This is a genomic window from Enterococcus sp. 2STP (assembly GCF_032465635.1).
In the GTDB taxonomy this organism is placed as follows: Bacteria; Bacillota; Bacilli; order Lactobacillales; family Enterococcaceae; genus Enterococcus_B; species Enterococcus_B lactis.
In genome coordinates, this window is sequence record NZ_JAWDJH010000021.1 from 16,211 (window position 1) to 34,376 (window position 18,166).

The window sequence follows — 18,166 nt, forward strand, 5'->3', positions numbered from 1 at the left end:
CTGTCAAGGATTATCCTGACAGGTATTTTTGATAAGTAAAATGGTCACGTATGTAATTATAATTTCTGTAATATTTTGCCATCAAAAAGAAAAGTGAAAAAACAATGAAATTTAATACAAAAATTGATTTGTAAAATGATTTTCTTATGCGAATATACCTAGTGAATCTGGACTTTTTGTAAAAAAATTTTTATGAAATATATAAATAATACTTGTTTAGAGTTATTATAATTATATATTGTGAAACAAATTATTTATTAGGAGTAGTGCTTATGCTTAAAAGTTTTTTACAAAAAGTTACACATAAGACAGAAGAAATAAATTCAAAAGAAGTTTTATCTAAAAAGTATCGTGAAGTAAAAGGGTTATCTTTTGTACAAAGTGATGATGAAACCATAGTGATAGATTTTTTAAATAATATGGATAAAGAGTTTTCCGTAGGTAAAACTGGTTGGAGACAGCAGGGAGATTATTTTGAACAATTTTTAGCAGCTGTTTTTCGATTAGCTAATTATGAAGTCGAAGTAACAAAAAAAGAATATCAAAAAGATAGATATGTATATACAGGAGACAACAATATAGATTTAATTATAAAAAAAGATGATGAATGTATTGCAGTACAAGCAAAACATTACCGTTTAAATACTAAAGCCCCCAAAATTATTACAGTAGACTATATCAAACATTATTCTGGGATTTCAGATAAAGGTTGGACAAATAAACTATTTATCACTACTTCCCTATTTAATCCATATGTATACATGGAAATAGAAAAGAATGAAAAGGCACAAAATATTGAATGGTATGATAGATATGGATTGTTACAGCTATTGAATAACTTGATCCCAAAAACTATGGAAAAATATATTTTTTTAAAAAGTTTACCTGAAAAAGTTGTCAAATGTCCAAAATGTGAATCTGGCTTTATTGTAGATAAATGGAGTGAGAGCAACCATAGTTATTTTAGAGCTTGTACTATGTATCCTGAATGTAAGTATACAGAAAAGTCATTTAGTTAGTAAGGTATTAAAATAAGCATTATGTTGATAGAATATACTAAAAAATTCTTTGTTATTTCTGTATCTATAATTGTTTATTAAGCTTCGAGCATAATCGGGATGGCAATTTTTATTAAAAATTAAATACTCTGTTAATCGGTTGAATAAGGCTGATTTACTCATGAAAAAATATTTGCTACTTCTTCAAAAGAAGAGAATCGATAGAGCGCATATTTTAAAGCTGAGTCATTTGCCATTAAGATACTAGCTCCAACATTAGCGCGATATTCTTTAGGCAAGTCTTCTGATAAATAACCATTTTCTGAAATCATATCAGAAAATGTATGTCCTTCTCTCACATAAGGAATATCTTTATAAAGATGAACAATTTCATGCATTTCAGTGAAATTTCTTCTTTCACACATGTAAGAAACATATATGGGATTTTTCAGATGTCATTAGACCAAGCAGTGGTTTTGGGACTACTTGAAAAAATCCTGCAAAAGTTATTGGCAATGTGAAGAAAAAGAAAACTACAGTTGATTTTTGGACAAAAGAAGAATTTGAAAAAGTCATTTCAACTTTTTATATTGATGATTTGTACCAACATTGTGGTTTTATTTGTATTTGGTTACTGTTTATGACCGGTATGCGTTTGGGAGAAGCCACTGCATTAAGTTGGAAAGATATTGATTTTGAAAATAAAAACTTGCGTGTGAATAAACCACTCTATTATAAGAATGCCAAAACCTATGAGTTTGTAGAACCCAAAACAGCTTCTAGTATTCGTACAATCGAACAAGACGATGATACAATTACCTTTTTAAAAGATTGGAAGGAGCGTCAAGATTCAATAGGAGGCATGTCGTTTGTACTTTCTTATAATGGAATACCTACTCAGAAATATACAATCCGTCATATTATGAGAAGACATGCAACGATTGCTGGTGTTCATATAATCCGCATACATGGGTTAAGACATAGTCATGCTTCTTTGCTTATATCACAGCGAAAGGATGCACTTCGAATTAAGGAGAGACTAGGGCATGCTGATGTACAAACGACTTTAGGAACTTATGGTCATTTGTATCCCAATTCATTGAGAGAGATAGCGAATGATTTGACTGGATCTATCCAAATTAATTTTTCTAAAAGCAATCTGACACCTGAAACTAAGAATCAATTTACGACAGATAAAAAAAGGAACAACGAACACAAGTGTGACCAAAATGTGACCACACCAAAAGAAAACCGCTAGAAATCCTATAACATAGGCTTTCTAGCGTGTTGTTTCTTATTCCCATTCCACTGTTGCTGGTGGTTTAGAAGTGATGTCATACACGATGCGGTTGACATGGGCTACTTCGTTTACGATACGTACAGAGATTTTTTGCAAGACTTCCCATGGGATACGGGCAAAGTCAGCTGTCATTCCGTCGATTGAAGTCACCGCACGGATACCGACTGTGTAGTCGTAAGTACGTCCGTCCCCCATAACACCGACAGAGCGGATTCCTGGAAGAACAGTGAAATATTGCCAGATATCACGGTCAAGTCCAGCAGCTGCGATTTCTTCGCGCAAGATAGCATCAGATTCGCGTACGATTTCTAGCTTGTCTTCAGTGATTTCGCCAAGAACACGAATACCAAGACCAGGGCCAGGGAATGGCTGACGCCAAACGATTGAATCAGGCATGCCTAATTGAGTACCTAATTCACGGACTTCGTCTTTGAATAGTGTGTTTAATGGTTCGATCAATTCAAATTGCATATCTTCTGGCAGTCCACCTACATTATGGTGAGATTTGATCGTTTGTGCTGTTTCTGTACCAGATTCGATAACGTCAGTATACAACGTTCCTTGTGCTAAGAAAGAGACGCCTTCTTCACCAGCAAGTTTTGTTGCTTCGTCATCAAAAACATATACGAATTCATTCCCAATGATTTTACGTTTTTGTTCTGGGTCAGATACACCTTTCAACTTGTCTAAGAAGCGATCTCTTGCATCGACTTTGATGATGTTCAAGCCGAATTTTCCGCCTAGACTTTCCATTACTTGTTCCGCTTCGCCTTTGCGTAGCAGACCATGGTCAACGAAGATAGATGTCAATTGGTTACCAATCGCTTTTTGTAAAAGAACCCCAACGACACTAGAATCAACGCCGCCTGAGAGACCAAGCAAGACTTTTTTGTCACCAACTTGTTCACGGATTTTTTCTACTTGCATATCAATAAAGTTATCCATTGTCCAGTTACCTTCACAGTGGCAAACATCAAAGGCAAAGTGGCGCAACAATTCGATTCCGTATTCGGAATGACGTACTTCTGCATGGAATTGGATACCATAAAAATTACGTGTTGTGTCTTGGATAGAAGCAATCGGACAATCTTTGCTTGTTCCGACTGTTTCAAAGCCTTCAGGAACTTTAGTTACCAAGTCACCATGGCTCATCCATACTGTTTGTTGTTTTGGTGTTTCTTTAAACAAGACAGCTTGATCGCTTGTTACTTCTAACAAGGCTTTCCCATATTCGCGGTTTTTAGCAGGCTCTACGGAACCGCCAAGTTTGTATGTGATCAATTGCATACCATAGCAAATCCCTAATACAGGAATACCTAAATTGAAGATCTCAGGATCGATCCCAAATGCATTCTCATCATATACACTGTTTGGTCCGCCAGAAAGAATGATTCCCTTTGGATTCATCGCTTTTACTTCTTCTGCAGTAATGCGGTGGCTCAATAATTCGGAAAAGACTCCAAGATCACGAATACGTCTTGTGATCAATTGGTTATACTGACTACCGTAGTCTAATACGATAATCTTTTCAACGTTCGTCATATCGGCAACGTTTGTCAAATTTATTACCCCTATCCCTTTAAATTTTATCTCAAAATAGTCAAACTATTTTAAAATGCTAATATTTTCGCATGAAAATCGAATCGATAATATGATTTTCAGTTTTATGGAGAATTATATCGGCTCTTCCTCGTGTAGGCAAGATATATTCCTGTAAATTTTTCAAATTCACATTTTTCCATACATCTTTTGCCATTTTAAAGGCTTCTTCACGATCTCCGATAGCAAAACGATAATAATAATTCTCTGGATTTTGGAAAGCCGTATCCAGTAACGCGCCAAAACGATCCAAATACCATTTTTCGATCAGCACGGGATCGGCATCGACATAGACAGAAAAATCAAAAAAGTCGCTGACGTAGATTTGCTGATTCGCAGGTAATTGAAGCGTATTGATCCCCTCAACGATCAAGATATCAGGTTGCTGGATCAGCTCGTACTTATCTGGAATGATATCATATACATCATGTGAGTAAACAGGTACTTTTATCTCTTCCTGACCAGATTTTACACGATTCAAGAAGTCGATCAGCATCTCCATATCATAACTTTCAGGAAATCCTTTGCGATCCATGATTCCACGCTCTTTTAATATACGATTTGGATAAAGAAATCCATCAGTCGTGATCAGCTGAACATTTCTTCGTTTGAAGGTACGAGACAAAATCGTCTGCAGCAGTCTGGCTGTGGTACTTTTTCCAACGGCTACGCTTCCGGCAATCCCGATGATAAAAGGCGGTACTTCTACATATTTATGAAGAAATAAACCTTTACTCAAGAACAAAGATTCGAATTCTTTCATATATAGATATATCAGATGAGCAAGAGGTACGTAGATATCTCGAACATCCTGCATGGAAATGCGGTCATTCAAACTTTTGATATTATCTAGTTCATCTTGTGTCAAAGGTGCTTGCCCATTACGATAAAATTCTCGCCATTCTTCTCTTGCCACACGGTAGTAGTTCATTGGATCATTCATATTAGCCTCCTGCGTTCTCCCATCAATGGAACTATTTTAACACAAAATAAACACAAACCCCACCACTTAAGAGAGATTGCCAATCTTTTTGTACAATCTTTATAATAGAAAGAAAAGGAGTTTTATTCTTGACTTGCGTACGGATACATAAAAGGATAGACTGTTGACATGAAAGAAACGAGAAGGATGGAAGACATGACAAATCATTACTATTCTGAACGCCCAGATACGGCGCACGATTTTGAACAATGGGCTTTTAAGTTAAAAGGCAGAACCTTTCAATTTGTAACTGATTCTGGTGTATTTTCACGTGAAACAGTGGATTATGGTTCACGTGTCCTGATTGATGCTTTTGATTGGGAAGAGTTACCTGATGAAGGAAAGATCTTAGATGTGGGATGCGGGTATGGACCGATTGGGCTAGCTTTGGCATTTGCGACACAACGGTTTGTTGAAATGGTCGACATTAATGAGCGAGCAGTGAGTCTAGCGCAAGGAAACGCAAAGCGTAACCAAATCGAACAAGTGGACATCCATCAATCAAATATCTATGAAGTACTTCATGAAGAAACCTATGCAGCTATTGTCAGCAATCCGCCAATCCGTGCTGGAAAAAAAGTCGTACATGAAATCTTGACAGGCGCATATCCTCGGTTGAAGCAAGGCGGTACACTGACAATTGTGATCCAGAAGAAACAAGGAGCGCCGAGTGCGCAAAAGAAGATGGAAGAAACATTTGGCAATGCAGAAATCGTCACAAAAGATAAAGGATACTATATCATCAAAAGTGTGAAAGAATAACTAGCTGAAAAATAATAGAGCGACGAAAAAGTGGAACTGGGCGTGCATGTAAGGGTACGTATCAGTTCTTTTTTTGTTGAGAAGTTTTTAAAAACAAAGAACTATTTTTTTCTTCAAAAAGAAATAGTAGGAACAGAGTCGTTGTTTTTTACGATAAAATAAATAAGATACAGAACTTGTATAGAACGCTGCCAAGTTGGTAGATAAAGGAGATTTTTATCAAAAAACATACTTTCTTTTTTTCTCTATTCTTTTCTTGGGGGTTTTGGTACACTGATAGGGAATTTAGATAGAAGGGAGCCACTAGGGTGAAGCTGACCATCAGAGATATTGCAGAAATGGCAGGGGTATCAGTAACAACTGTCTCACAGATTTTGAATAACAAAGGAAGCCGATTTAGTGATAAGACAAGAAAAAAAGTGTTGTCGATCGTGAATGAACATCATTATAAACCCGATTATTTCGCTTCAAATGTGATCAATCGACATTCAAAGACCATCGGAATGATCGTCCCTGATGTCACTGATTTCTTCTTCTCCAAACTGATCGAAGGTGTAGAGAGCTATTTGAATCCTTTGGGCTATGTGATCATGTTATGCAATTCTCGTCATAGCCAAGAAAATGAGATCAAGTATTTACAAGAGCTTTCCCACCGCTCAGTGGATGGGATCTTGCTGGCAACACCAAATATTTTACCTGAGAAATACGCATTAGACAGCGGATTTTATCAAAAAATGCCGATTATTTTAATCGATCGCGGATTGAATCGTCGGGATAACGGACGGCTTATCGTAAAGGAATATGAGGGCGCCTATCAAGCCGTTTCACTATTTATTGAAAGCGGCCATACGAAGATCGGCATGCTGAAGGAAACCACTGGATACTATCAATTAGAAGAACGTTTCAACGGATATCGTCATGCGCTGAAAGATCATGGCCTGCCTTTTAATGGGAAATTTGTTGAACATGGAGAGTTGACTGTCCAAGGTGGCTATACTGCATCAAAAAAATTACTCAAACATAAAGATATCACGGCTATTTTTTGCGGGAATGATGCCATGGCGATCGGCTGCTATCAGGCGATAGATGAATTGGGCAAAAAAATCCCAGAAGATATCTCTGTCATAGGATTCGATGGATTAAAACTGTCAGAATACATGATTCCGCAATTGACGACAGTGCAGCAACCAAGTTTTGATATTGGATTTTATGCTGCGCGTTTCCTAATCGATACGATCGAATTTCCTCAAAGAAAAGTTCCGAACAAAGTGTTCGAAACAAAATTAATTATTCGTGAGAGCGTAAAAGTATTGACAAAGGGCTAACTCGGCGGTATATTGCTTATGTAAGCATTTACAAAGGCGAGTTAGTGCTTTTTTTATTTTTAGTAAACCAGTTTACTAAAGTGGTTTACCTTTCCTAAAAATAATGTATAATACCGAATGAAGACAAGGAGGATCAGGCAATGCGAATGGTGGATCTGATTGAAAAAAAGAGGGATGGAAACGAGCTGTCGAAAGAGGAAATCGAGTACATCGTCACGAACTATACGAATGGAAAGATTCCAGATTATCAAGTCAGTGCATTATTGATGGCAATTTTTTATCAAGACATGACAAATGAAGAAATCACGAACTTAACATTGGCGATTGCTAATTCTGGTGATGTCATCGATTTGAGTTCTCTTGAAGGAATAAAGGTAGATAAGCATTCGACAGGTGGCGTTGGTGACACGACCACATTGATTTTAGCCCCCCTAGTAGCTAGTGTCGGAGTGACAGTGGCTAAAATGTCTGGACGCGGTCTAGGTTACACAGGTGGCACATTAGATAAGCTAGAAGCAATTCCCGGATTTCAGATCGAGCTTTCGGATGAAGCATTCGTGCGCATTGTCAATGAAAGCAAAGTAGCAGTAATCGGTCAATCAGGAAACTTGGCACCGGCGGACAAAAAATTGTACGCTTTGCGTGACGTCACAGCGACCGTCGATTCTCTTCCGCTGATTGCCAGTTCGATCATGAGTAAAAAGATCGCGGCAGGAGCAGATGCAATCGTTTTGGATGTGACCACTGGAGACGGTGCTTTCATGAAGAATATCGAAGATGCAAGGCGTCTGGCAAAAACCATGACAAGCATTGGCAAACTAGCGAACCGAGAAACAGTGGCGGTAATCTCGGATATGTCAGAACCTCTTGGCGAAGCAATCGGAAATAGTCTAGAAGTTGTCGAGGCAATCGAAACATTACAAGGAAATGGTCCAGAAGATCTAGTAGAAATGTGCTACGCCTTAGGAAGCCAAATGGTTGTTCTTGCTGGCAAAGCTACGACAATCGATGAAGCAAGAACGTTGCTTCAAGAAGCTCTGGAATCAGGTAAAGCGTTAGCAAAATTCAAAGAAATGATCCAAAATCAAGGGGGAGACCCAACGATCGTGGAACAACCAGAACGAATTTTGACTGCACGTTACACAATGGAGCTTCCTGCTAAACAAAGCGGAGTCGTGTCAAAAATCGTGGCAAACGAATTAGGAATTGCTGCAATGATGCTAGGTGCTGGGCGTAAAACCAAAGAAGACGATATTGATTACGCCGTTGGATTGAAACTGCATAAAAAAATCGGGGACACTGTGACAAAGGGCGAGTCATTATTGACAATCTATAGTAATGATGAAGAAATCTCTTCGGTTGTTGAATTATTATATAAAAATATTGAAATTGGCGAGTCAGCAATGAAGCCAACATTGATTCATGACATTATCACAGAATAAAAGGAAAAAAGCGGATTTTACCGTTTGAAAGAAAAGGGGAAAAGAAATGGAACTAAACCGAATGATCGACCATACTATTTTGAAAGCAGACGCATCTAAAGAAGCTGTGATGCAAATTATCGAAGAAGCGAAAAAATATCATTTTTACTCTGTCTGCATCAATCCAGCATGGGTTGCGCTAGCAAAAGAACAATTACAAGGCGAACCAGTAGCCGTATGTACAGTGATCGGGTTTCCTTTAGGAGCAAACACATCCGAGACAAAAGCATTTGAAACGACAGATGCCATCAATAACGGTGCAGATGAAGTCGATATGGTCATCAATATCGGTGCGTTGAAATCAAAAGATGATCAAAAAGTTCAAAAAGATATCGAAGCAGTTGTTGAAGCAGCAAAAGATCGTGCACTTGTCAAAGTGATCATCGAAACATCTTTATTAGATAGAGAAGAAATCATCCGAGCATGCGAATTAGCAAAAGCTGCAGGCGCTGATTTTGTCAAAACATCAACTGGTTTCTCAACGGGTGGTGCAAAGGTAGAGGATGTCCGCTTGATGCGTGAAACGGTAGGACCAGAAATGGGCGTCAAAGCTTCTGGCGGTATCCATAACGAAGAAGAAGCAATGGCAATGATCGAAGCGGGTGCTACAAGAATCGGAACAAGCGCAGGAGTAGCAATCGTATCTGGTTCAACTGGCGAAGGCTATTAATTTTCAAAGGAGAAACTCATGGCAGAACTCAAACAAGAATGGATCAACACAGCTATTGAAGCGTTAGATAAAGCATACGTTCCTTATTCCCATTTTCCGGTAGGTGCTTGTCTCGTAACAGAATCAGGCAAGATTTATCAAGGTATCAACATCGAGAATGCATCATTTGGATTAACGAATTGTGCCGAGCGCACAGCTTTCTTCAAAGCCGTATCAGAAGGAGAAAGATCGTTTACCCATTTAGTCGTAGCAGGGCACACCCCTGATCCTATTTCTCCATGTGGTGCATGTCGGCAAGTAATGGCAGAGTTCTGCGCCCCTGATATGCCGGTTACGCTAGTGGGAGACAATGGTGTGACGAAGGCAACGACCGTTCGAGAACTACTGCCTTATGCATTTACTGAAAAAGATCTATAACTCATGTTCATTCAGTCAGCTGACTGTTGAAAAATAAAACAATTATTTTAGGAGGCTTTACAGAAATGAAAAAAGCAAAATTATTTGGTTTAGGTGCTGTCGCACTAGCAGCAGGGTTATTTTTAGGTGCATGCGGCAACAACGGCTCTACTGATTCATCCGGTGGCAAAAGCTCATCAGACACAACAACTGCAGCATTGATCACAGATACAGGTGGTGTAGACGACCGTTCATTCAACCAGTCAGCTTGGGAAGGATTACAAAAATGGGGGAAAGATCAAGGTCTTTCACGAGGCAATGATGGCTTCCAATACTTCCAATCTTCAAACGAATCAGATTATATCCCAAATATCGACCAAGCATTGAATGCTGGATTCAAAACGATTTTTGGTATTGGTTATAAACTAAAACCAGCGATCCAAGAACAAGCAACAAACAATACAGGTACGAACTTTGTTATCATCGATGATGTGATTGACGGATTAGATAACGTTGTATCTGCAACATTCAAAGACAACGAAGCTTCTTATCTTGCAGGGATTGCAGCAGCTTACACGACTGAAACAAACGTAGTCGGCTTTATCGGCGGCGTAAAAGGTGAAGTAATCGATCGTTTTGATGCTGGATTCAAAGCCGGTGTTGATGCAGGTGCGAAAGAACTAGGAAAAGAAATCAAAGTATTGAACCAATATGCTGGTGACTTCTCTGCTCCAGATAAAGGACGTTCAATTGCTCAAGGTATGTATGCACAAAATGCAGATATCATCTTCCATGCTTCAGGTGGTACAGGTAACGGTGTATTCCAAGAAGCAAAATCATTGAACGAATCAGGCGACAAAAAAGTTTGGGTTATCGGTGTTGACCGCGACCAATCAGACGAAGGCGAATACACATTGAACGGCGAAAAGAAAAACTTCACATTGACATCTACACTGAAAGCAGTTGGAACAGTAGTAGAAGATTTGGCACAAAAATCAGCTGACGGTAAATTCCCTGGTGGTGAACACACTGTTTATGGATTGAAAGAAGACGGTGTTGGTTTAACAGAAGGACAACTTTCTGATGAAGCGAAAAAAGCAGTGGATGAAGCAAAAGAAAAAATCATTTCAGGTGACGTAAAAGTTCCAGAAACTCCTGAAGAAAACTAAAACCATTTCTATAGCCTTGTTAGACACATGTTTGACAAGGCTATGGTTTGATTAGAACAAGAATTGTTCATTTATCCAAGCTGCCTTGAGACAGTTTGGATAAGGGAACAACTCCCTGAAGTAATGTTTGTTTCAAAAGAAGAACGCTCACTAAGCGTGAATCTTAGTCAATCGTTGCCCTAGATAGAAATCGTTAGGATGTGAAAAAAAGGTGGTTCAAGAAAATATTGTCATAGAAATGCAGAATATTACCAAAGAATTTGGAACATTCAAGGCAAATGACAACATCAATTTACAAGTAAAGGCAGGAGAGATTCATGCGTTGCTTGGAGAAAACGGTGCTGGCAAATCTACATTGATGAACGTGCTTTCCGGATTATTAGAGCCGACATCAGGGAAAATTTTGATGCGTGGGAAAGAAGTACAGATCACAAGCCCGACAAAAGCCAATCAATTAGGGATTGGGATGGTCCATCAGCACTTTATGCTTGTTGATGCCTTTACTGTAACAGAAAACATCGTGTTGGGAAGCGAACCTAGTCGTGCAGGGATGCTTGACCATAAAAAAGCGCGAAAAGAGATCCAAAAAGTTTCTGAACAATATGGATTATCAGTCAACCCGGATGCTTATGTTCGTGATATTTCAGTTGGGATGGAACAACGGGTAGAAATTTTAAAAACACTTTACCGAGGAGCAGATGTACTGATTTTTGATGAGCCGACAGCTGTATTGACCCCTCAGGAAATTGATGAATTAATCGTGATCATGAAGGAATTAGTCAAAGAAGGCAAGTCAATCATTTTGATTACGCATAAGTTAGATGAAATCAAAGCAGTAGCTGACCGTTGTACAGTTATCCGCCGTGGAAAAGGAATCGGTACAGTCAACGTTAAAGACGTTACCTCACAGCAATTAGCTGATATGATGGTCGGAAGAACGGTTTCATTCAAAACGATGAAAAAAGAAGCGAAGCCTCAAGAAGTCGTTTTGTCTATTGAAAATCTAGTGGTGAAAGAAAATCGTGGATTAGAAGCCGTGAAAAACCTGAACTTAGAGGTTCGTGCTGGCGAAGTACTTGGTATCGCCGGAATCGATGGAAACGGGCAGTCGGAGTTGATCCAAGCTTTGACTGGTTTGCGAAAGGCAGAAAGCGGACATATCAAGCTAAAAGGGGAAGACATCACCAATAAAAAACCTCGAAAGATCACTGAACATGGTGTAGGACATGTGCCAGAAGACCGTCATAAATACGGGTTGGTCCTAGATATGACATTGTCTGAAAACATTGCACTGCAAACGTATCATCAAAAACCTTACAGTAAAAACGGTATGCTGAATTATTCAGTGATAAATGAACATGCCAGAGAATTGATCGAAGAATATGATGTTCGAACAACGAATGAACTTGTTCCTGCAAAAGCTTTATCAGGCGGAAATCAGCAAAAAGCAATCATCGCTCGGGAAGTCGACCGAGATCCTGATCTGTTGATCGTTGCAAATCCAACTCGTGGGCTGGATGTAGGTGCAATCGAATTTATTCATAAACGTCTGATCGAACAAAGGGACAAATACAAAGCAGTGTTATTGATTAGTTTCGAACTAGAAGAAATTTTAAATGTTTCGGATCGTATTGCTGTTATCCATGAAGGAGAAATCGTCGGGATCGTTGATCCGAAAGAAACATCTGAAAATGAATTAGGTCTATTGATGGCGGGCTATACCTTAGAAGAAGCACGAAAAGAGTTAGAAAAGGGGGCTGGCGCACATGAATGATCGCAGCGAGAAATTCCGTAATTTATTAGTGCCTGTACTTTCAGTTGTTTTAGGATTGATCTTAGGCGCGATATTGATGGCTGCTTTCGGTTTTCAGCCCATCCAAGGTTATTCTTCTATGTTAGATGCAGCTCTTGGTTCGCAAAGAGGAATCGGTGAAACATTAAGGCAAGCAACGCCGTTGATTTTTACAGCATTAGGGTTTTCTGTAGCTAACTCAGCTGGGTTCTTCAATATCGGGCTTTCTGGACAAGCGCTTTGCGGATGGATCGTCAGTGTCTGGGTGGCACTTGCTTTTCCAGATCTTCCAAAAGTTGTTTTGCTTCCATTGTGCGTGATCTTAGGTGCCTTAGCAGGTGCGATGGCAGCGGCTGTTCCTGGGTTGCTACGAGCATTTTTTGGAACAAGTGAAGTGATCGTAACGATCATGATGAACTATATCTTATTATACGTAAGCACATTTGCTTTACATGAAGTGATGCCTGAAAGCTACCGATCAAGTTTGGACTCTTCCAATATGATCAGTCAAAATGCATCGTTGCGGTTACCTTGGTTAACACAAGCTTTTGGCGGCTCTCGCGTAAACTCAGGTTTGTTTTTAGCCATCATCGCGCTTATTTTCGTTTGGCTATTGATGAAGAAAACGACTTTAGGATTTGAGATCCGTTCCGTTGGTTTGAATCCTTTTGCTTCTGAGTATGCAGGGATGAGTAGTAAACGTACGATCGTTTTGTCGATGGTCATTTCTGGCGCTTTGGCAGGGCTTGGCGGTGTGGTTGAAGGATTAGGAACGTATCAAAACTTCTTCGTTCAAACGACCTCGCTATCTATTGGATTTGACGGAATGGCTGTCTCCTTACTTGGATCTGGATCAGCAATCGGTATTCTTTTATCAGCGATTTTGTTCAGTATTTTGAAGATCGGCGGACTTGGCATGCAGACAGGAGCTGGTGTTCCGTTTGAGATCGTCAATGTATCGATTGCTCTGATTATCTTCTTTGTTGGGATCAATTTCTTGATTCGTTTCGTCATGGCTAAGTTCTTCCAAGGAAAAAAACAAGAAGAAATCGTTGCGACAATCGAAGCGAAGCCAACGAATCAAAACCATGAAGGAGGCGAACTATAATGTCGACTATCGAATTAATTGCCTTGATTCTTACTTCAACACTGGTTTATTCAACACCGTTAATTCTAACATCACTAGGCGGAACGTTTTCTGAACGCAGCGGGATCGTAAACGTAGGGTTAGAGGGAATCATGGTAATGGGTGCTTTTAGTTCCATCGTTTTCAACTTGACGATGAGCCCCTCACTTGGTTCCATGACGCCATGGATCGCTATTTTAGTGGGTGGCGTCGTAGGTATCCTATTTTCTTTGATCCACGCAGTAGCAACAGTCAGCTTGCGTGCTGACCATATCATCAGCGGTACAGTGATCAATCTGATGGCACCAGCTTTAGGTGTTTTCTTGATCAAAGCATGGTATGGGAAAGGTCAAACAGATAACATCACGCAGAATCTGGGATATTTCTCTTTCCCAGGTTTGGCAGATATTCCGGTCATTGGACCAATTTTCTTCAAAAATACATTCTTGCCTGCTTATTGTGCAATTTTGATTGCTGTCATTGCTTGGGTGATCATCTTCAAGACGAAATTCGGCTTACGCCTCCGTTCAGTTGGTGAAAACCCTCAAGCTGCCGATACATTAGGTATCAATGTATATGCTATGCGTTATTCAGGCGTGCTGATTTCAGGCTTGTTAGGCGGTATGGGAGGTGCTGTTTTTGCTCAGTCGATTTCCGGTAACTTTTCAGCTGGGACGATCGTCGGACAAGGGTTCATTTCCATGGCTGCTATGATCTTTGGTAAATGGAATCCTTTAGGCGCAATGGGTGCCTCACTGTTCTTTGGTTTTGCACAAAGCTTGAGTATCATCGGTGCACAATTACCAGTTATTTCTTCGATTCCACCAGTATTGCTGCAAATTGCTCCATATTTGCTGACAATCATTGTGTTGGTTGTTTTCTTAGGGAAAGCTTCTGGACCAAAAGCAAACGGGAAGAACTATATCAAATCAAAATAATCTTTTAGCGAATAAAAAGGGTGGGTTACGGGAAGTGTTTTTCGTCTCGCCCTTTTTGTTTTAAAGGTAATAAAAATAAAAAGAAAGAAGGAATAATCATGTTTAAACGCGTACATCTGATCGTCATGGATTCAGTAGGAATTGGAGAAGCACCAGATGCCGAGAAGTTCGGTGACGTTGGTTCTGATACATTAGGACACATTGCAAAAGAAGCAGGATTGAACATTCCGCATTTAGAGCAGCTTGGTTTGGGAACGATTCGTCCTCTTGAAGGTGTGGAATCAGTGAAAGATCATCAAGGCTATGCGACGAAATTAGAAGAAGTTTCTGTAGGGAAAGATACGATGACAGGCCATTGGGAAATCATGGGATTGAATATCAAGACGCCGTTTCGTGTGTTTCCGAACGGATTCCCTGATGATCTGATCAAACAAATCGAAGAGTTTTCTGGCCGTAAAGTCGTATGCAACAAACCATATAGCGGAACGGCTGTGATTGACGATTACGGTGAACACCAAATGAAAACAGGTGATTTAATCGTATATACTTCTGCTGATCCTGTCCTTCAGATCGCGGCACATGAAGAAATCATTCCTTTAGAAGAACTATACCGGGTTTGCCAATTCGTTCGTGATATAACAAAAGATGACCCGTACATGATTGGTCGAATCATTGCACGTCCATATGTGGGAGAACCAGGAGACTTCACACGAACAAGCAATCGTCATGATTATGCGTTGGATCCATTCGGACACACCGTCCTCGATTCTTTGAAAGAAGCAGGAAAAGACGTGATTGCTGTAGGAAAGATCAACGATATTTTCAATGGACAAGGAATCACTGAATCTGTCCGCACGAAAAGTAATATGGATGGCGTCGACCAGTTGCTGAACGTTATGAAAAAAGAGTTTACAGGTATCAGCTTTACCAATTTAGTAGATTTTGATGCATTATACGGTCATCGCCGGGATGTAGTCGGTTATGCGCATGCGATTGAAGAATTTGACTTGCGGATCCCAGAACTGCTTGAAGCCATGGAAGAAGACGACTTGCTAATGATTACAGCCGATCACGGAAACGATCCGACATTTACTGGTACCGATCATACGCGAGAATATGTACCGTTATTGGTCTACAGTAAAAAAATGAAAGAACAAGGGGCGTTGCCTCAAGGGTATTATTCTGATATCTCCGCAACGATTGCTGAGAACTTTAGTGTTTCTTCGACTGAAAATGGCGAAAGCTTCTTAAAATTATTAAAATAATCTTTTTAAAATAGGAGAAAGCAAATGACCAAGTTAAGCGAGATGTTACAAGAAACGACCCAGTTTATCCTTGATAAAGGAGTAAAAGAAATTGATTTTGGTTTGATCCTAGGTTCAGGATTAGGTGAATTAGCAGATGAAATCGAAGATGCTGTAATGATTTCTTATGATGAGATCCCGTTCTTTCCTGTTTCGACAGTAGTTGGACATGCAGGACGGCTGGTTTACGGATCTCTAGCAGGCAAAAAAGTGTTAGCCATGCAAGGAAGATTCCACTACTATGAAGGTCATTCCATGCAAACAGTGACCTATCCAGTACGTGTGATGGCCGGACTAGGTGCCCATTCAGTCATTGTGACCAACGCATGTGGCGGTGTCAATGAATCCTTCGTACCAGGAGATTTGATGCTGATTACCGATCACATCAATTTTACTGGTGAAAATCCTTTGATCGGCCCGAATGAAGATGAAATGGGTCCTAGATTCCCAGATATGAGTCAAGCTTATACGCCTGACTATCAAGCAACAGCAAAAGCAGCTGCAGAAAAACTAGGTTTGGATCTTAAAGAAGGCGTATATATGGGCTATTCTGGCCCAACTTATGAAACGCCTGCTGAGATTCGGATGTCTCGGACAATAGGAGCCGATGCAGTAGGGATGTCGACTGTTCCAGAAGTCATCGTAGCAGCTCACAGCGGATTAAAAGTGTTAGGAATCTCTTGTATTACCAACTTAGCAGCAGGCATGCAGGCGAATCTGAGCCATGAAGAAGTTGTAGAAACAACTCAGAGAGTCAAACAATCTTTTAAAGCATTGGTTAAAGAAACATTGACATTATTGTAATAGGAGGAGCAACAAAATGAGTGTGCATATCGAAGCGAAAGAAGGCGAGATCGCCGATAAGATTTTACTTCCGGGAGACCCTTTACGAGCTAAATATATTGCGGAGACTTTTTTGGAAGAGCCAGTTTGCTACAATCAGGTCCGTGGTATGCTAGGCTTTACCGGCAAATATAAAGGCGAACGTATTTCTGTTCAAGGAACAGGGATGGGGATGCCATCAGCCACCATCTATGCCCATGAATTGATCCAGTCATATGGCATAAAGAAATTGATCCGAGTAGGTACATGCGGGGCATTGTCAAAAGATGTCCATGTTCGTGATTTGGTACTAGCGCAAGGCGCAGCAACCAGCTCTTCGATGATCGAAAAAAATTTCCAAGCCTTTCATTTTCCGCCAATCAGTGATTTCAATCTATTACTGAAAGCATATGAGATAGCTAAAGAAAAGGGCTATACGGTTCATGTAGGAAATGTCCTTTCGGAAGATTCTTTCTACAAAGATGATTTGACAGAGACATTCCAATTAGCTGAGCTTGGCGTATTAGGAGTGGAAATGGAAGCAGCGGCTCTTTATTACTTAGGCGCGAAATACCATGTGCAGACATTAAGTTTGATGACCGTTAGCGACCATTTGATTACTGGGGAAGAAACAACAGCTGCAGAACGTCAATCGACGTTCAATGAAATGATCGAAGTAGGATTGGAAACGGCGATTCAAGGGTAAAGTAATAGTTAAATAGCAAGAAAGTGTGACTGCCTAAACTTCTATTAATAGAAATTTGGCAGTCACATTTTTTTGCAGAAACTGTCTCACATAACCTGAAATCAATGACAACCGTTGCTTCAGTTACTTCGAGAGTCCTTCTAAAGTCAACCATTTGAATGTCTAAAATGTGAATCGACATTCCTTTTAAATTGCAGACGAATGGCACAATCTTAATCAAATAAAAAAGAACAGAAAGAAGCGAGTTACGCTCTTTCTGTTCCGAACTAGGCCACCAACAGGATGTGACAAATGAGTCATCTCCTGTTGGTAGCTTCGTCTAGATGAATACCTTAATCATTCAATTGCTCATGTGATGATGCTTGAAGAATGAAAAATTCAACTTAAATCAAGTCTGCATCAATAATAAGTGTTTCGAATAATACAGCGTGCTCAAGTGAGGTGCTTGATCCAGGACGTCCTGGTAGGCGATATACTTCTACTCGCTGTCCTGCTTTTCCAGGAAATATTTGACTTTGACGTATTTGAATATTACCATCAACTATTCTTGGAATGCCATAGAATGCTGTGCCGTCAAATGTTTCAAAATGATATTTTCCATCAATGTAAACGCCCCATCTTTCTTGACTGTAAAAACGTTCAGGTGTCAATGTTAAATAAGCAAATGCTCGAGAGCCTTCTCGCCCTACAGACAACATGTTTGTTTCTGTTACGCCTGTTTCCACTTGGATATTGTCATATTTCGCCCAACCATTCCATGTAGAAGCAAATCGTATAAGGTATGTATTTTCATCGT

Annotated in this window: 18 protein-coding genes; 14 read left to right on the forward strand and 4 right to left on the reverse strand. The window is 39.8% G+C overall.

The window, feature by feature from the left end; genetic code table 11:
- The first annotated feature begins 272 nt into the window (after positions 1 to 272).
- Positions 273 to 1,019: a restriction endonuclease gene (locus tag RWU19_RS09275; protein ID WP_070770279.1), complete on the forward strand. Its 747-nt coding sequence runs from the start codon at positions 273 to 275 to the stop codon at positions 1,017 to 1,019.
- Positions 1,020 to 1,177: 158 nt separating this feature from the next.
- On the opposite strand, the gene RWU19_RS09280 is transcribed toward RWU19_RS09275, so the two are convergent.
- Positions 1,178 to 1,396 carry a hypothetical protein gene (locus RWU19_RS09280; RefSeq protein WP_308732824.1) on the reverse strand — a complete coding sequence of 73 codons (219 nt, stop codon included), beginning with the start codon at positions 1,394 to 1,396 and terminating at the stop codon, positions 1,178 to 1,180.
- Between the two features lie 119 nt (positions 1,397 to 1,515).
- On the opposite strand from RWU19_RS09280, the gene RWU19_RS09285 reads away from it, so the two are divergent.
- Positions 1,516 to 2,256 carry a site-specific integrase gene (locus tag RWU19_RS09285; protein WP_260241342.1) on the forward strand — a complete coding sequence of 247 codons (741 nt, stop codon included), beginning with the start codon at positions 1,516 to 1,518 and terminating at the stop codon, positions 2,254 to 2,256.
- 36 nt (positions 2,257 to 2,292) lie between these two features.
- On the opposite strand, the gene guaA is transcribed toward RWU19_RS09285, so the two are convergent.
- Together guaA and coaA are read right to left on the reverse strand one after the other, a co-directional pair.
- Complete coding sequence (gene guaA / locus RWU19_RS09290) at positions 2,293 to 3,858, reverse strand: glutamine-hydrolyzing GMP synthase (protein WP_024635746.1); 1,566 nt, start codon at positions 3,856 to 3,858, stop codon at positions 2,293 to 2,295.
- Between the two features lie 58 nt (positions 3,859 to 3,916).
- Positions 3,917 to 4,840, reverse strand: coding sequence for a type I pantothenate kinase (coaA, locus tag RWU19_RS09295; RefSeq protein ID WP_002288627.1), 924 nt, complete (start codon positions 4,838 to 4,840; stop codon positions 3,917 to 3,919).
- Positions 4,841 to 5,035: 195 nt separating this feature from the next.
- On the opposite strand from coaA, the gene RWU19_RS09300 reads away from it, so the two are divergent.
- The 12 genes from RWU19_RS09300 (at position 5,036) to deoD (ending at position 17,370) form a co-directional block, all read left to right on the forward strand.
- Positions 5,036 to 5,641 carry a class I SAM-dependent methyltransferase gene (locus RWU19_RS09300; protein WP_123837620.1) on the forward strand — a complete coding sequence of 202 codons (606 nt, stop codon included), beginning with the start codon at positions 5,036 to 5,038 and terminating at the stop codon, positions 5,639 to 5,641.
- A 308-nt stretch (positions 5,642 to 5,949) separates the two neighbouring features.
- The gene (locus RWU19_RS09305; RefSeq protein ID WP_002291103.1) at positions 5,950 to 6,966 is read left to right on the forward strand and encodes a LacI family DNA-binding transcriptional regulator; all 1,017 of its coding nucleotides are present in this window, start codon (positions 5,950 to 5,952) and stop codon (positions 6,964 to 6,966) included.
- A 140-nt stretch (positions 6,967 to 7,106) separates the two neighbouring features.
- Positions 7,107 to 8,408: a pyrimidine-nucleoside phosphorylase gene (locus RWU19_RS09310; protein WP_123837510.1), complete on the forward strand. Its 1,302-nt coding sequence runs from the start codon at positions 7,107 to 7,109 to the stop codon at positions 8,406 to 8,408.
- A gap of 46 nt (positions 8,409 to 8,454) precedes the next feature.
- Positions 8,455 to 9,117 carry a deoxyribose-phosphate aldolase gene (gene deoC / locus RWU19_RS09315; protein ID WP_002291107.1) on the forward strand — a complete coding sequence of 221 codons (663 nt, stop codon included), beginning with the start codon at positions 8,455 to 8,457 and terminating at the stop codon, positions 9,115 to 9,117.
- An 18-nt stretch (positions 9,118 to 9,135) separates the two neighbouring features.
- On the forward strand, positions 9,136 to 9,534 hold the full coding sequence (locus RWU19_RS09320; RefSeq protein ID WP_002291109.1) for a cytidine deaminase: 399 nt from the start codon (positions 9,136 to 9,138) through the stop codon (positions 9,532 to 9,534).
- A 65-nt stretch (positions 9,535 to 9,599) separates the two neighbouring features.
- Positions 9,600 to 10,682 carry a BMP family protein gene (locus tag RWU19_RS09325; RefSeq protein WP_002291111.1) on the forward strand — a complete coding sequence of 361 codons (1,083 nt, stop codon included), beginning with the start codon at positions 9,600 to 9,602 and terminating at the stop codon, positions 10,680 to 10,682.
- 211 nt (positions 10,683 to 10,893) lie between these two features.
- Complete coding sequence (locus tag RWU19_RS09330) at positions 10,894 to 12,456, forward strand: ABC transporter ATP-binding protein (RefSeq protein WP_002291113.1); 1,563 nt, start codon at positions 10,894 to 10,896, stop codon at positions 12,454 to 12,456.
- A complete protein-coding gene (locus tag RWU19_RS09335) occupies positions 12,449 to 13,582 on the forward strand; it encodes an ABC transporter permease (protein WP_002291115.1) in 1,134 nt (377 codons plus the stop codon). Before RWU19_RS09330 ends, RWU19_RS09335 begins: the two co-directional genes overlap by 8 nt.
- Positions 13,582 to 14,538 (forward strand): ABC transporter permease, encoded by a 957-nt coding sequence (locus RWU19_RS09340; RefSeq protein ID WP_002309847.1) that lies wholly within the window; start codon positions 13,582 to 13,584, stop codon positions 14,536 to 14,538. Before RWU19_RS09335 ends, RWU19_RS09340 begins: the two co-directional genes overlap by 1 nt.
- Positions 14,539 to 14,636: 98 nt before the next feature.
- Positions 14,637 to 15,803: a phosphopentomutase gene (gene deoB / locus RWU19_RS09345; RefSeq protein WP_002291118.1), complete on the forward strand. Its 1,167-nt coding sequence runs from the start codon at positions 14,637 to 14,639 to the stop codon at positions 15,801 to 15,803.
- Between the two features lie 24 nt (positions 15,804 to 15,827).
- The gene (locus RWU19_RS09350) at positions 15,828 to 16,646 is read left to right on the forward strand and encodes a purine-nucleoside phosphorylase (protein WP_002319339.1); all 819 of its coding nucleotides are present in this window, start codon (positions 15,828 to 15,830) and stop codon (positions 16,644 to 16,646) included.
- Positions 16,647 to 16,662: 16 nt separating this feature from the next.
- Positions 16,663 to 17,370, forward strand: coding sequence for a purine-nucleoside phosphorylase (gene deoD / locus RWU19_RS09355; protein ID WP_123837511.1), 708 nt, complete (start codon positions 16,663 to 16,665; stop codon positions 17,368 to 17,370).
- Positions 17,371 to 17,753: 383 nt separating this feature from the next.
- Here deoD and RWU19_RS09360 read toward each other — a convergent pair whose 3' ends face one another.
- On the reverse strand, positions 17,754 to 18,095 hold the full coding sequence (locus tag RWU19_RS09360) for a hypothetical protein (RefSeq protein ID WP_260241340.1): 342 nt from the start codon (positions 18,093 to 18,095) through the stop codon (positions 17,754 to 17,756).
- Positions 18,096 to 18,166 lie beyond the last annotated feature (71 nt).

What these genes read in the sequence shown, in the direction of transcription:
- RWU19_RS09275 (WP_070770279.1), top strand. Translation starts at nt 273, where the DNA reads ATGCTTAAAAGTTTTTTACAAAAAGTTACACATAAGACAGAAGAAATA.
- RWU19_RS09280 (WP_308732824.1), bottom strand. Translation starts at nt 1,396, where the DNA reads ATGCATGAAATTGTTCATCTTTATAAAGATATTCCTTATGTGAGAGAA.
- coaA (WP_002288627.1), bottom strand. Translation starts at nt 4,840, where the DNA reads ATGAATGATCCAATGAACTACTACCGTGTGGCAAGAGAAGAATGGCGA.
- RWU19_RS09300 (WP_123837620.1), top strand. Translation starts at nt 5,036, where the DNA reads ATGACAAATCATTACTATTCTGAACGCCCAGATACGGCGCACGATTTT.
- RWU19_RS09310 (WP_123837510.1), top strand. Translation starts at nt 7,107, where the DNA reads ATGCGAATGGTGGATCTGATTGAAAAAAAGAGGGATGGAAACGAGCTG.
- deoC (WP_002291107.1), top strand. Translation starts at nt 8,455, where the DNA reads ATGGAACTAAACCGAATGATCGACCATACTATTTTGAAAGCAGACGCA.
- RWU19_RS09320 (WP_002291109.1), top strand. Translation starts at nt 9,136, where the DNA reads ATGGCAGAACTCAAACAAGAATGGATCAACACAGCTATTGAAGCGTTA.
- RWU19_RS09325 (WP_002291111.1), top strand. Translation starts at nt 9,600, where the DNA reads ATGAAAAAAGCAAAATTATTTGGTTTAGGTGCTGTCGCACTAGCAGCA.
- RWU19_RS09335 (WP_002291115.1), top strand. Translation starts at nt 12,449, where the DNA reads ATGAATGATCGCAGCGAGAAATTCCGTAATTTATTAGTGCCTGTACTT.
- RWU19_RS09340 (WP_002309847.1), top strand. Translation starts at nt 13,582, where the DNA reads ATGTCGACTATCGAATTAATTGCCTTGATTCTTACTTCAACACTGGTT.
- deoB (WP_002291118.1), top strand. Translation starts at nt 14,637, where the DNA reads ATGTTTAAACGCGTACATCTGATCGTCATGGATTCAGTAGGAATTGGA.
- RWU19_RS09350 (WP_002319339.1), top strand. Translation starts at nt 15,828, where the DNA reads ATGACCAAGTTAAGCGAGATGTTACAAGAAACGACCCAGTTTATCCTT.
- deoD (WP_123837511.1), top strand. Translation starts at nt 16,663, where the DNA reads ATGAGTGTGCATATCGAAGCGAAAGAAGGCGAGATCGCCGATAAGATT.